Origin of the sequence: Acidovorax sp. LjRoot74 (assembly GCF_964254355.1) — a bacterium.
GTDB lineage: Bacteria > Pseudomonadota > Gammaproteobacteria > Burkholderiales > Burkholderiaceae_C > Acidovorax.
The window spans coordinates 135,885-148,619 of the sequence record NZ_CAXUTI020000001.1; the positions used below are offsets into that span (position 1 = coordinate 135,885).

The 12,735-nt window shown below is 67.3% G+C and carries 14 protein-coding genes; 11 read left to right on the forward strand and 3 right to left on the reverse strand.

Going from position 1 to position 12,735, the window contains the following annotated elements; all coding sequences use genetic code 11:
• Positions 1–74 precede the first annotated feature (74 nt).
• From ACSQ3O_RS00640 to ACSQ3O_RS00680, 9 genes are all read left to right on the forward strand, one after another.
• Positions 75–1,073 (forward strand): Bug family tripartite tricarboxylate transporter substrate binding protein, encoded by a 999-nt coding sequence (locus ACSQ3O_RS00640; protein ID WP_298451411.1) that lies wholly within the window; start codon positions 75–77, stop codon positions 1,071–1,073.
• Positions 1,070–2,578 carry a carboxylesterase/lipase family protein gene (locus ACSQ3O_RS00645; protein ID WP_436137489.1) on the forward strand — a complete coding sequence of 503 codons (1,509 nt, stop codon included), beginning with the start codon at positions 1,070–1,072 and terminating at the stop codon, positions 2,576–2,578. Before ACSQ3O_RS00640 ends, ACSQ3O_RS00645 begins: the two co-directional genes overlap by 4 nt.
• Before the next feature lie 109 nt (positions 2,579–2,687).
• Positions 2,688–3,260 (forward strand): hypothetical protein, encoded by a 573-nt coding sequence (locus ACSQ3O_RS00650; protein ID WP_436137490.1) that lies wholly within the window; start codon positions 2,688–2,690, stop codon positions 3,258–3,260.
• Positions 3,232–3,696, forward strand: coding sequence for a DUF2752 domain-containing protein (locus ACSQ3O_RS00655; RefSeq protein WP_436137491.1), 465 nt, complete (start codon positions 3,232–3,234; stop codon positions 3,694–3,696). Before ACSQ3O_RS00650 ends, ACSQ3O_RS00655 begins: the two co-directional genes overlap by 29 nt.
• Positions 3,697–3,964: 268 nt before the next feature.
• Positions 3,965–4,759, forward strand: coding sequence for a GntR family transcriptional regulator (locus tag ACSQ3O_RS00660; RefSeq protein WP_436137492.1), 795 nt, complete (start codon positions 3,965–3,967; stop codon positions 4,757–4,759).
• Positions 4,756–5,577 carry a transporter substrate-binding domain-containing protein gene (locus ACSQ3O_RS00665; RefSeq protein WP_436137493.1) on the forward strand — a complete coding sequence of 274 codons (822 nt, stop codon included), beginning with the start codon at positions 4,756–4,758 and terminating at the stop codon, positions 5,575–5,577. Before ACSQ3O_RS00660 ends, ACSQ3O_RS00665 begins: the two co-directional genes overlap by 4 nt.
• 68 nt (positions 5,578–5,645) lie before the next feature.
• Complete coding sequence (locus tag ACSQ3O_RS00670; protein WP_436137494.1) at positions 5,646–6,320, forward strand: amino acid ABC transporter permease; 675 nt, start codon at positions 5,646–5,648, stop codon at positions 6,318–6,320.
• Between the two features lie 273 nt (positions 6,321–6,593).
• On the forward strand, positions 6,594–7,247 hold the full coding sequence (locus ACSQ3O_RS00675) for an amino acid ABC transporter permease (protein WP_137747340.1): 654 nt from the start codon (positions 6,594–6,596) through the stop codon (positions 7,245–7,247).
• Complete coding sequence (locus ACSQ3O_RS00680; RefSeq protein WP_436137495.1) at positions 7,231–8,025, forward strand: amino acid ABC transporter ATP-binding protein; 795 nt, start codon at positions 7,231–7,233, stop codon at positions 8,023–8,025. The genes ACSQ3O_RS00675 and ACSQ3O_RS00680 overlap by 17 nt, the downstream gene beginning before the upstream one ends.
• 178 nt (positions 8,026–8,203) lie before the next feature.
• On the opposite strand, the gene ACSQ3O_RS00685 is transcribed toward ACSQ3O_RS00680, so the two are convergent.
• A complete protein-coding gene (locus ACSQ3O_RS00685) occupies positions 8,204–8,569 on the reverse strand; it encodes an EF-hand domain-containing protein (protein WP_137747338.1) in 366 nt (121 codons plus the stop codon).
• 242 nt (positions 8,570–8,811) lie between these two features.
• Here ACSQ3O_RS00685 and ACSQ3O_RS00690 point away from each other — a divergent pair, with 242 nt between their 5' ends.
• Entirely contained in the window at positions 8,812–9,381 is a 570-nt protein-coding gene (locus ACSQ3O_RS00690; protein WP_436137496.1) for a cob(I)yrinic acid a,c-diamide adenosyltransferase, read from the forward strand.
• 199 nt (positions 9,382–9,580) lie between these two features.
• Here ACSQ3O_RS00690 and ACSQ3O_RS00695 read toward each other — a convergent pair whose 3' ends face one another.
• Entirely contained in the window at positions 9,581–10,003 is a 423-nt protein-coding gene (locus ACSQ3O_RS00695) for a hotdog fold thioesterase (RefSeq protein WP_436137497.1), read from the reverse strand.
• A 175-nt stretch (positions 10,004–10,178) separates the two neighbouring features.
• On the opposite strand from ACSQ3O_RS00695, the gene ACSQ3O_RS00700 reads away from it, so the two are divergent.
• Positions 10,179–11,333, forward strand: a complete 1,155-nt coding sequence (locus tag ACSQ3O_RS00700; protein WP_436137498.1) for an ABC transporter substrate-binding protein — start codon at positions 10,179–10,181, stop codon at positions 11,331–11,333.
• A gap of 82 nt (positions 11,334–11,415) precedes the next feature.
• Here ACSQ3O_RS00700 and ACSQ3O_RS00705 read toward each other — a convergent pair whose 3' ends face one another.
• Positions 11,416–12,567 (reverse strand): ABC transporter substrate-binding protein, encoded by a 1,152-nt coding sequence (locus ACSQ3O_RS00705; RefSeq protein ID WP_436137499.1) that lies wholly within the window; start codon positions 12,565–12,567, stop codon positions 11,416–11,418.
• Positions 12,568–12,735: the final 168 nt, after the last annotated feature.

Consider the following 12,735-nt stretch of genomic DNA (forward strand, 5'->3'; position numbering starts at 1 on the left):
TGGTGTGCGGCATCTCCCGCCTGCACGCCACACAACGCGTACATCCATCGAAAAAAATCACCAGGAGACACACCATGACCTCAGCATTCACGCGCGTTCCACGCACGGTTGCACTGGCCGCACTCGCCTGTCTGGCCGGCAGCGCCCTGGCACAGCAGCCCGCAGCCTACCCGGCCAAGCCCATCCAGCTCATCGCTCAGCAGCCGCCGGGTAGCGGCTCGGACGCGATGACTCGCGTGTGGGCTGATTGCGCCGCGCGCGAGCTGGGCCAGCCCGTGGTGGTGCAGAACAAGCCCGGGGCCAACGGCATCCTGGCCGTCAACTACCTCAAGGCCCAGCCCGCAGATGGCTACAACCTGCTGAGCATCGGCATGTCGCAGATGACCATCACGCCCTATGTCTACAAGCAGCAGCCTTACGATCCGCTGCGCGACTTTGACGGCGTGGCTGTGCTGGGCACGTCACCGCTGGTGCTGGCTGTGCCCGCAGGGCAGGGCATTGCCAGCCTGGCGGATCTGCAGAAGCTGGCGCGCTCCACGCCGGGCGGTATCAACTTCGGTTCGCCGGGCAAGGGCAGCCCAGCGCACCTGCTGACCTCTGCGCTCGTCGAAAAGCTGGGCGTGCCCGGCACCCATGTGCCCTTTGTGGGCGAGGGTGCAGGCCTTACCGCGCTCATGGGCCAGCAGATCCATGCGATGACGCTGGTGATTGGCACGGCGGCCGCACAGGTCAAGGCGGGCAAGCTGGTGCCGCTGGCGCTGTTTGGTGCGCAGCGCTCGCCCTTGCTGCCCGATGTGCCCACCATCGCCGAGGCCCTGCCCGCTGCCAGCGACCTGGCGCGGCCCGCGTGGATTGCCGTGGTGGCCAAGGCCGGCACGCCGCCTGAGTTGCTGAACCGGCTCAATGCCGCCACAGAGAAATGCCGGGGCGGCGATGCGCAGTACAAGTCCCGCCTCGAAGCCATGAACGTCACGCTCACCGCCACAGCGCCCGCCGATGCACGCGCTTGGGCGGCCCGCGATGCGGCCGTGTGGCGCCCACTGATCGACAAGCTGGGCCTTGCCACGGAATGACTGTGGGCACTGCGGAGCCCCTGGTCACGCTGGCCCACGGCGGGCAGCTGCGCGGCCTGTGGGAGGAGGGCGTGCGCGTATTCCGTGGCATGCCCTACGCACAGGCGCCACGCAGCGCACTGCGGTTTGCGGCGCCGGTGCCTGTTTCGCCGTGGTCCGGCGTGCGCGATGCCACTGCGTTCGCGCCCATGGCACCCCAGCTGGCCCGCACCGCGCGTGCCGATGCGCCCATGCTGGGGGGCGACGACTGCCTGGCCGTCAACGTGTGGGCGCCGCCCGCCGAGCCCGGCGTGCATTTGCCCGTGATGGTGTGGGTGCATGGCGGCGGCTTCTTTCGCGGCGCGGCCAGCGAGCCGCTGTACGACGGCGCTGCACTGGTGCGGCGGGGCGTGGTGGTGGTGTCGGTGCAGTACCGGCTGGGCATTGACGGGTTTTTGCACTTCGAGGGCGAGGAGCAGGCTGCGCCTGCCAATCGCGGCTTGTTGGACTTGCTCATGGCGCTGCAGTGGGTGCGCGACCATATTCACGCCTGGGGCGGCGATGCGACGCGCACCACGGTGTTTGGCCAGTCGGCCGGTGCCGGGGCCTTGGCCTGCCTGATGGGCATGCCTGCATCGCGCGGGCTGTTCCAGCGCGCCATTCTGCAAAGCCCCAGCGTGGCCTGCCAGACCTTGCAGGAAGCCGCCGCCGCGCGCCGCGCTGTAGCCACGCTGGCCGGGGTGGAGCCCACCTTGACTGCATTGGGAGGAGCGCCGCAGACCGCCGTGCTGCGCGCCGTGCACCGGCTCGCGTCCGAGCCTGCGCTGCGGCAACAGCACGGGCTGGGCGGGCGCAACTTCTTTCCCCTGCGGCCCGTGGTCGATGGCCAGGTGCTCACCGCGCCGCCGCTGGACGCGCTTGCGCAGCAGTGGGCGGCCCAGCCGCCCGACCTGCAGGTGCTGGTGGGCAGCAACGCGCAGGAGATGCGCCTGTACCACGTGCCCGGCGGCGCCATCGACCGGGTGACGGAGGCGCAGGTCCATGCCTTTGCGCAGGATGTGGGTTTGAGCCCTAGTGCCGCCGAGGCCCTGCGCCACATGCTGCCGCCCGCGCAGCAAACGCCCGGGGAGTGGCTGTGCGCGATGCAGTCCGACTACTACTACCGCGTGCCCGCGCAGCGCATTGCCGCGCTGGCCAGCCGCTGGGCCCGCAGCGCCCATGGCTATGAGTTCACCTGGTCCTCGCCGCAGTGGCGCGGGCGCCTGGGCGCAGCGCACGGGGTGGAGCTGCCGTTTGTCTTTGGCAATCTCCACACGCCCACGGGGCAGGAGCTGGCAGGGCCCGCGCCGCCCGCTGCGCTGTCCGAGGCGCTTCAGCAGCGCTGGGTGGCGTTTGCGCGGGATGGCAACCCTGGATGGGCGCCGTATGCCGGCGCACAGCCGCCGGTCGAGCATGTGGGTGAGACACTGTTCTGTGCGCCCCACGCGCAGCCTGAGAGGTTCTCGCTGTGGGAGGGCGTGCTGTAGCGATCCGCTCACTGGGATCCCTCGCCAGGGGGTACCGCAGCAGCAGTTGGCTCGCTACACTGGGCCGGCGCCTGTGCGCGACCAACCAACTACAGAGAGAGGGATGGCCATGGCTTCAGCCAATGTGGGAGATTGCCTGTCGGGTGCCTGGGGCACCTTCAAGAAAAACGTCCTCACCCATGTGGTGTGTACCTTGCTGGTGATGGTGGTTGCCGGCATCAGCGCGGGCCTGTTGGCCGGGCCCATGGTGGTGGGCTATATGCGCATGATCGAGCGCGAGACGCGCGGCGAAGCGGTGCAGATCGGCGATGTCTTTCGGGGCTTTGATGACTTTGTGCCCGCGTTTGTGGCGGGGCTCATCAGCTCGCTGGTGGTGTCGCTGGGCTTCATGCTGTGTTTCATCCCTGGCCTGCTTGTCATGGCGCTGCCCCCGGTGGCGTTGTTCCTCGTGGCGCGCGGTGAGCGCGACGGTGTGGCTGCCTTCAGCCAGGCCTGGAGCATCGTGACCAAGAACCTGGGCTCGGCCTTCTTCTGCTCGCTGGTGCTGGGCATCGTGGGCTCGCTGGGTTTTCTGCTGTGCTGGGTGGGCGCGCTGCTGACGCTGCCGCTGTCCACCATCGGCTCGTACTACATGGCACGCCAATTGGTGGGCGATGAACCGGTCGCATTGCCTCCCCTCTGACCCCGGACCCGCCGTGGTGCCGGTGGGCGGCACGCCCGCCTGGCAGCCGCTGGATGGGAGCGCGCGGCGGCTGCGGCTGGCGTTCGGCCTGGGCTGGCCCCTGGCCATGGCTGCCACGCCATCGTGGCTGGGGCGGGGTGGGCTGGGCCTGGGCTGCGGGTTTCGCGCGCTGACGGGCATGCCTTGCCCGCTGTGCGGCGGCACGCATGCGTGTGCAGCCCTGGTGCAAGGCGATTGGGCGGCCGCCTGGGCCGCCAGCCCGGGTGCGCTGGTGTTGTTGTTGTGGCTGGTGCTGCTGGCGGGCCAGGCGGTGGTCGAAGGCGCCCAGGGCCGCCGCCGCGTGGCGCGCTGGCCGTGGTGGCACCCGGCGGTGTTGGCAGCAGTGGGCGGCGGGCTGGTGGCGTCCTGGGTCTTGCGCCTGGCCGGGCTCGCATAACGGCTTGCCGGCCCCTGAGGGCTTTGTTGCTTTCCTCTGTGCAAAGGCGATAGCGTTCTGCGGCCGTTGGGGCGCCGTACGCAGTGAGCGGCCCGCCGGCGCCGGGGGCTGCACCACATCCATGCGCCAGCATCCTTTTGGTTCGGTCTAGCGCAGCCCTGCGCCTCGTTGCGGGGCAGGCTGCCCCCATGGTGCACAGCCGCCGTGCGCCAGACTGGTGCATTCAGCTTGTATACCAGTTGGCACGGAACCTGCGATACCGCAGGCAATGACCACCGCCACCGAGATCAGCAACCGCATCATCGAAGCCGTGATGGCGCAAAAGCTCGCGCCCGGCTCCCGCCTGGGCGAGCAGCAGCTGGCCATGCTGTTCGACTGCAGCCGCACCATCGTGCGCGAGGCGCTCACGCGGCTCGCCACGCGGGGCATCGTCACTGTGAGCGCCCGGCGTGGCTGGTATGTGATCGAGCCGTCGCAGGACGAAGCGCGCGAGGCTTTCGAGGCGCGCCGCGTGATCGAACTGGGTTTGCTGCACCAGCTCAAGGTGGTGGACAAGGCGGCGCTGCGCCAGCTCAAAAGCCACCTGCAGCGCGAAAAAGCCGCGCTGGCCGGCACCGATGTGGGCATGCGCAGCTTTCTACTGGGCGACTTCCACGTGTGCCTGGCCGAATGCCTGGGCAACAGCCTGCTGGCCGACACGCTGCGCGACTTCACGGCGCGCACCACGCTCATCGCCATGCTCTACCAGTCGTCGCACGATGCAGCGCAGAGCTGTGCCGACCACGTGCGCATCGTCGAGGCGCTGGAGGCGGGCGACATTGCCCGCGCCGAGGCACTGATGTCCGAGCACATCGGCACCGTGCAGTCGGCCCTGCGCCTGCAGGCCAGCAGCGACCCGCTGGCCGGGCTGCGCGACGCGCTGGCGCCGGTGCGCAAGAGCCCTGCACAAGCCACTTCACCAGCCCGCGCGCGCAAGCCCCGCGGCGCCAAGAGTTCCATCCCCCCAGCGTCTGACCCAGACGCACCTGCCGACGCATCCACCTACCTAGGAGCCCTGCTATGACCACCGTCCGCACCGTCACCTCGTCCACCCGCCGCCTGACCCTGGGCGTGCTTGCTGCCACCGGCCTCGCAGCGGCCCTGATGGCGCCCGCCGTCCACGCGCAAAACGCGCTGGACAACATCCTCAAGGCCAAGGAAATCAAGATCGCCATCCCCACCGACTACCCGCCTTACGGCTTTGTCGGCACCGACCTCAAGCCCCAGGGCCTGGACGTGGAGATGGCCAACTACATCGGCGCCAAGCTGGGTGTGAAGGTCGAGCTGATCCCCGTGACCAGCGCCAACCGCATCCCCTACCTGCAAACGCAGAAGGCCGACCTCGTGATCTCCACGCTGGGCAAGAACCCCGAGCGCGAGAAGGTGATCGATTTCACGGCCGCCTACGCGCCGTTCTTCCAGGCCGTGTTTGCGAGCAAGAGCTTGAACATCAAGAGCTTTGCCGACCTGGCGGGCAAGACGGTGGCCGTGACGCGCGGCGCGATGGAAGACCAGGAGCTGGCCAAGGTTGCGCCCCCCGGCGTGGACGTGAAGCGCTTTGAAGACCACGCCGCCAGCATTGCGGCCTTTGTGTCGGGCCAGACGCAGGCGATTGCGACCAGCGCATCGACGGCCGGCACCATCATGGTCAAGAACCCCAACCTGGCCACCGAATACAAGCTGCTGCTCAAGGACAGCCCCAACTTCATCGGCGTGGCCAAGGGCGAAGACAAGCTGCGCCTGCGCGTGAACGAAATCATTGCCGAGGCGCGCAAGTCCGGCGACATCGACAAGCTGTCGAGCAAGTGGCTCGGCCGCCCTGCGGGCGACCTGCCCCTGTGATGCTGTGCACCGGATGAACTGCTGAAACCCAAGGGCCTGCGGCGCGACAAGCGCCGCAGGGCATAAGCATGCTGATTGCGCTCGATTTTTCTGCCGTCTTCGCGTCGTGGCCTTTGCTGGTGCGCGGCGTGGTCTGGACCATGGGCCTCACCATCGTGGGCACCGTGCTGGGCCTGCTGCTGGGCACGGCCTGCGCCTGGGCGCGGGCGCGCAACCTGGGCCACCGGCCCGCCGCGCTGCGCTGGGCCGTGGCCAGCTATGTGGAGCTGGTGCGCAACACGCCCTTCATCGTGCAGCTGTTCTTCCTGTTCTTCGGCCTGCCCGCGCTGGGGCTCAAGCTCTCGCCCGAGTTCGCATCGGTGCTGGCCATGGTGATCAACCTGGGCGCGTATTCGGCCGAGATCATCCGCGCGGGCATCGAGGCCACGCCGCGGGGACAGATCGAAGCGGCACACAGCCTGGCACTCACGCCCGGCCAGACCTTTCGGCGTGTGGTGCTGCCGCCCGCGCTGCAAAAGGTGTGGCCCGCCATGGTCAGCCAGATCATCATCGTGATGCTGGGCTCAGCCGTGTGTGGACAGATCTCCACGCCCGAGCTGAGCTACGCCGCCAACCTCATCTCCAGCAACACCTTCCGCGCGTTCGAGGCCTTCATCCTGGCCACGGCCGTATACCTGGTGTTGTCCATGCTCACCCGCCGCTTGCTGATGTGGGTGGGTGCGCGTTTCTTGGTGGGGAGGTAAAGAACGTGTTTACCGCTTATTCGAAGCCGCGCAAGTGCCTTGCCGGGATGGGGTGCAAGGCGCGGTGCGCTGTTGATAGCACGGCTATCAACAAGCGCCGCAACGCCGCAGACCGCCCGGCAAGGCACTTACCCGAAGGGTTGGAGCGAAATCGGGCGATTGGACGCCCCGACTGCTTGCATGGGCGCGATCCCATGCGGCGCATCCGAAACATCCACTCATCCCGATTGCGCGCCAACGCGGCATCGAATAAGCGGTAAACACGTTCTTATCATGGTTGAATTTTCTCTCTGGGACATCCTGCGCAACCTGCTGCTGGCAGCGCGCTGGACGGTGTCCCTGTCCCTTATCGCCTTCATCGGTGGTGGCCTCGTGGGCCTGGTGCTGCTGGTGCTGCGCCTGTCGAAGCTGCGGGGCGTCAACCGCGCGGTGGGCGCCTATGTGCAGGTGTTCCAGGGCACACCGCTGCTCATGCAACTGTTCCTCGCGTACTTCGGCATTGCGCTCTTTGGCATCAAGACCTCGCCGTGGACAGCCGCTGCGGTGGCGCTCACGCTCTACACCAGTGCCTACCTCACCGAGATCTGGCGCGGCTGTGTGGCGTCCATCCCCAAGGGGCAGTGGGAGGCGGCGCAGAGCCTGGCGCTCAACTTCGGCGAGCAGCTGCGCCATGTGGTGCTGCCGCAGGCGCTGCGCATCGCGGTGCCACCCACGGTGGGCTTTCTGGTGCAGGTGATCAAGGGCACCGCGCTGGCCTCGGTCATCGGCTTTGTGGAGCTGACCAAGGCGGGCAGCATGATCTCCAACGCAACCTACCAGCCCTTCCTCGTCTACGCCTGTGTGGCGCTGCTGTATTTTGCCCTGTGCTTCCCCGTGAGCCTGGTGGCGCAATCGCTTGAAAGGAAACTCCATGGCAACCGCCGTTGAAACCACCCCCGCCCCCGCGCACGATGGCATTGTGGTGGGCGATCCGCCTATCGTGGACATCACCGCCCTGCGCAAGTCCTACGGCAGCAATGAGGTGCTCAAGGGCATTGACCTCAAGGTGCAGCGCGGTGAGGTGATTGCCATCATCGGCAAAAGCGGCTCGGGCAAAAGCACGCTGCTGCGCTGTGTGAACGGGCTGGAAGAGTTCCAGGAAGGCGCGCTCAGCGTCAACGGCCAGAAGCTGCTGCACGACAGCCCTGCAGCCATGCGCGCGCTGCGCCAGCAGGTGGGCATGATCTTCCAGAGCTTCAACCTGTTTCCGCACCTCAGCGTGGGCCGCAACATCATGCTCGCGCCCACGCTGGTGAAGGCGCGCGATGCCAAGGCGGCCGAGGCGCAGGCGCGCCAGCTGCTGGCCCGCGTGGGCCTGGCCGAAAAGTTTGACGCCATGCCCGACCAGCTCTCGGGCGGCCAGCAGCAGCGCGTGGCCATAGCCCGCGCGCTGGCCATGGAGCCGCAGGTCCTGCTGTGCGACGAAATCACCTCGGCGCTTGACCCTGAACTCGTGGGCGAAGTGCTGCGCGTGGTGGAGTCGCTGGCGCAGGAAGGCATGACGCTGATGATGGTCACGCACGAGATGGCGTTCGCCCGCAAGGTGAGCGACCGCGTGATCTTCATGCACCAGGGGCGGGTGCATGAAACCGGTGCGCCTGCCGCGCTGTTTGGCAATCCGCAGACGCCGGAGCTGCAGCAGTTTCTGTCATCGCTGCACGATTGACACGTGAGCGCTTGTGAAGGGCCCTCCCCGCTCGCGTTGGGCTGGGCCCAGAATCTGGGCCGGGCGGTGGGTGCCGCGCTGCACGCGCTGTACGCGCAAGGGCCCGCCCACGCCCTGGAGTTCCAGCGTGGGCAGGCCCTGCTTCCTTCATTTCAGGCGTGGTAGGCGCCCGGCTGCGTCAGGACTGAACCCCCTTGTCGAATTCAGCGCGCGAGAGTGTGCCGTTCTGGTCGGCATCCAGCTCCTTGAAGCGCTGGCTGATGGCGGGCAGTGTGGCGGCTTCCTGGGCGCTCAACTGTCCGTCCTTGTTGGTGTCGGCCCGGTCAAAGGCGGCTGCAGCGGCTGTGGACACAGTGCTGCTGGGCCCCACCGTGAAGCCAGCGCCCGCCTGGGCTGTGCCCTTGCCCTGCGGCCCGAACTGGGGTGCGGAGGAAGACGACGTAGTCTGCGCGTGCAAGGCACCCACGCCGCCCAGGGTCAGGGCCGCAAACAGCATCACGCTGCGGGTGTCGAACGAATAAGTGCGTCGTTGCAATGCTTTCATGGGAAGCGAAGCTCCTTGGAAGTTGAACAGGCTTGCATTGCACCGCAGCCAGGCCCTGCACGCCAGCACTCTTGCCTGCTGTTGCCTGGGCCAACATTTGCCTGCGCCATGTAACGGCGCGGGCCCGTTTTGTGTTGTTGTGTGGCGGGGATGTGCCAAGACGTAGCCCCGCGGCCATGTGGGGCGGCTGGCGGAGAATCACACGTCTCCTTCTTTTTCTACGTTTTCAGCAAGGCACCGCCATGGCCAACCGACTTTCACAGATCGCCACACGCACGGGCGACGCCGGCACCACCGGCCTGGGCAATAACCAGCGCGTTTCCAAGAACAGCTTGCGCATCCACGCCATGGGGGATGTGGATGAACTCAACTCCCACATCGGCCTGCTGCTGTGCGAGCCGCTGCCCGATGAAGTCCGCACCCTGCTGGTCGAGGTGCAGCACCAGCTGTTCAACCTGGGTGGTGAGCTGTCGATTCCGGGCTTTGAACTGCTCAAGGCCGACGCGGTGCTGGCACTGGACGAGGCCCTGGAACACCACAATGCCGCGCTGCCACGCCTGCAGGAATTCATCCTGCCCGCAGGCACGCGCGCCGCATCGCAAGCCCACATCTGCCGCACCGTGGCCCGCCGCGCTGAACGCGCCGTGGTTGCCCTGGGCAACGAAGAGGCGCTGAACGACGCGCCACGCCAGTACCTCAACCGCCTCTCCGACCTGATGTTCGTGCTCGCCCGCGTGCTCAACCGCATGGATGGCGGCGACGATGTGTACTGGAAAAGCGAGCGCCTGGCACAGCAGAATGCTACTGAATAGATAGCTATCAAGGCATGATGGTCGCGCGGTAATGGCCAATTTCACTCAAATATCCACCCGCCGTTTGAAACCGGCGCGCCCCAAGGCCAGGGATGCCGAGCAAGGGCCGCCCCGCAGCGAGGGCATCGTCCCCCTTCCCGAATCGCGCCAGCGATTCGAGAGAAGGGGGAAGCGGCGCAGCCGCTCAGGGGGAAGTCCTCTACCTCGGTGCGAGGATCGCCATCGTCAGCCGCGACACGCAGGTCAGTTCACCCGCTTCGTTGTGCAGATCGATGTGCCACACATGCGTGGTGCGGCCGATGTGCACCGGCTTGGCCGTGCCGGTCACCCAGCCGCTGGTGGCAGAGCGCAGGTGGTTGGCGTTGATGTCCAGGCCCACGGCGCGGTAGCCCTCGGGCAGGGCGTAGTAGGCGCCGGTGGAGCCCATGGACTCGGCCAGCACCACGCTGACGCCGCCGTGCAGCAGGCCAAAAGGCTGGATGGTGCGGTGGTCCACCGGCACCCGGGCGCGCAGAAAGTCGTCACCCACCTCGACAAATTCAATGCCCAGGTGCTCTACGGCGGTGTTGCGGTTGGCGGCCTTCAGCAGGTCCAGATCGATGGGTTTTTTCCAGATGGGCATGGTGGTCTCGAAAAGGGGGCGGGGTGGAGTCGGCACACTACTGCGCCGCATGCGGGCTCCATAGAATGCCGGGTTCCCCCGGGGGTCGGCGGCTTGCCGGGTCAGCATGCAGTGAGTGTCTCACTGGCATGCCCGGGTTGTGCATTGTGCTTTTTCCCGGAGTCGGTTTCCTATCATGCAGCGTCGCCAGTTTGTCACCCTTGCCTCCCACACCACGGCCGCCCTGGCTGCCCCCGTCTTCATGCGCAACGCATGGGCACAGGAGGGCGGCATCACCGGCAAGACGCTGACCATCGGCTGCTCGGCCGCGCTCAGCGGCCCCCTGGCGGGCTTTGGGCAGGACATCAAGCAGGGTGCCGAAGCGGCGCTCGCGCACATCAACAGCCGGGGCGGCGTGCACGGCCGCACGCTGCAGTTCAACATGGTGGACGATGGCTATGTGCCCCAGCGCACCACCGACAACATCAAGCAGATGATTGGCCAGGGCAGCGCCTTTGCGCTGCTGTCGTGCGTGGGCACGCCCAACAACACGGCCATCCTGCCGCTGATCGAAGAGGCGGGCGTCCCTTACGTGGCGCCGCTCACGGGTGCGTCGTCGCTGCGCAAGGGTGGGCGCAACGTGTTCCATGTGCGCGCCAGCTATACCGACGAAGTGCGCCGCCTGGTGCAGCGCCTGGCGGGCATGGGGCTCAAGGGTATCGGCGTGGTGTACCTGGACAACGGCTATGGCCGCGAGATGCTGGACGATGCCACGCGCTCGCTGGCCGAGCAGAACATCAAGCCTTCCGTCCAGGCCGCGCTGGCCACCGACGGCAAGAACCTGGCCGATGTGCTGGCCAAGGTGGCCGAGGCCCGCCCCGCCGCCGTGCTGCTGGCCACGGCGGGTGCTGCCTCGGTGGAGCTGGTGCGTGGCATCAAGAAAACCGTGCCGGGCGTGCTGATGGCCGGCGTGAGCGTGACGCTGACCAGCGACGGCCTCAAGCAGCTGGGCGACGCAGGCAGCGGCATTGCCGTGACCATGGTCATGCCCGACCCCAACCGTGCCAAGACCCAGTTGGTGCGTGACTACCAGGCCGCCATGCGGGCCAAGGGCCAGCAAGACTTCACGCTGGGCAGCCTGGAGGCCTACGTCAACATGCGCGTGCTGGCCGAGGGCCTGGAGCGCGCGGGCTCGGACCCCAGCCGCACCAAGCTGCGCAATGCGCTCGCAGGCATCCGCAACTGGGACATGGGCGGTTTTGTGGTCGATTACAGCGGCCAGTCGCCTTATGTGGGCTCGCGCTTCATCGACCTCGGGGTGCTCAACGGCGCAGGCCGTTTCCTGGGCTGATTCCACTGCCCGGCCACGCCCGGCGCCGGGCGCAGCAACTGCGGCGGGTGGCCCCGCCCAGGTTGTTCAGCGGCTCGGCCGCTTAGCCGACAAAGCGGCCGTTGGCGCCCATCACGCCCAGGTCCAGAAAACGCGATCCCACATAGGGCGCGCCGCCTGCGTAGTCGATGGACAGGCCGCCCAGGTCATTGCTGCGAATGCCTGCGAGCGCATTGCGCAGCTTGGCGCGGGTCAGGTCGCGGCCGGCGCGCTCCAGGCCCTCGGCCAGCACGCGGGCGTTCACGTAGCCTTCAAAGCTGCGGGCCGAAAACTCCTGGTAGCCCAGTGCGCGCATGGCCTTCTGGTAGTCGCGCACCACGGCAAAGCTGGTGCGGGCCGCGTCGGGCAGCACCATCGACAGCGCAATGCCCGATGCCTTGCCACCCAGCTGGCGCAGGTTGTCGCCCGACAGCGCCACGCTGGTGGCGGCCAGCGGCGTGCTGGGCGAGACTTTCTTGAATTCATTGACCAGCGTGGCGGTGATGTCGCCCGCCGTGCCCAGCAGCACCGCATTGGGCTTCGCGGCCACGGCCTTGCCCACCACGTCGGCCACCTGGGCGCCCTGGGCGTCGAGCTTGAAGGCCTTGGGCGCGGGCTGCTTGGCGGCGGCCAGGGCCTTGCTCACATCGGCCAGAAACTCGCGGCCAAAGGCGGTGTCCTGGTACACGACGGCCAGCTCGGTGATGCCCATGGACACCAGCTTTTGCGTCAGGCGCTGGGCCTCGTCCGTGTAGCTGGCGCGCACGTGGAACACCGAGCGGTACTCGGCCTTGCGCAGCGACGTGGCGCCGCTCTGGGGGGCCACGTAGGGGATCTGCGCCTCGTCCACCAGCGGCAGGATGCGCTGGTTGTTGGCCGTGCCCATGCAGGAGATCAGCGACACCACGTTGGCGTCGGCAATCAGCTTGCGCACGTTGTCTTCGGAACGCGCGGCGTCGTAGCCGTCGTCCAGGGCCAGCAGCTTGATCTCGCGGCCGTGGATGCCCTTGGTATTGGCCTGCGCAATGCCCGCGTCCAGCCCCTGCTTGAGTTCCTTGCCCAGGCTGGCCAGGGCGCCGCTGGTGCCCAGCGAGCAGCCAATGGTCACGCTCTTGGCGTCCATAGGGTCTTGCACGCCCACGGCGCGCGACGAGGTGGCAAGCAGCAGGCCGGTGCTGGCGGCCACGAGGGATTGGGTGAACTGACGGCGTTGCATGATCAAAAAACTCGCAGGCAAAAAAGCCACCAGCCCCGGGCAGGGGCTGGTGGATGTTGAACAGGGGAGGTCGTTAGACCTAGGGTTAACCCTGATTTTATCTGCCCAAGCTGCCAATTGGCTGTCAAAGGCCTGCAGACTCTGGGGTGAGAGCCTCGTCCTCTCACG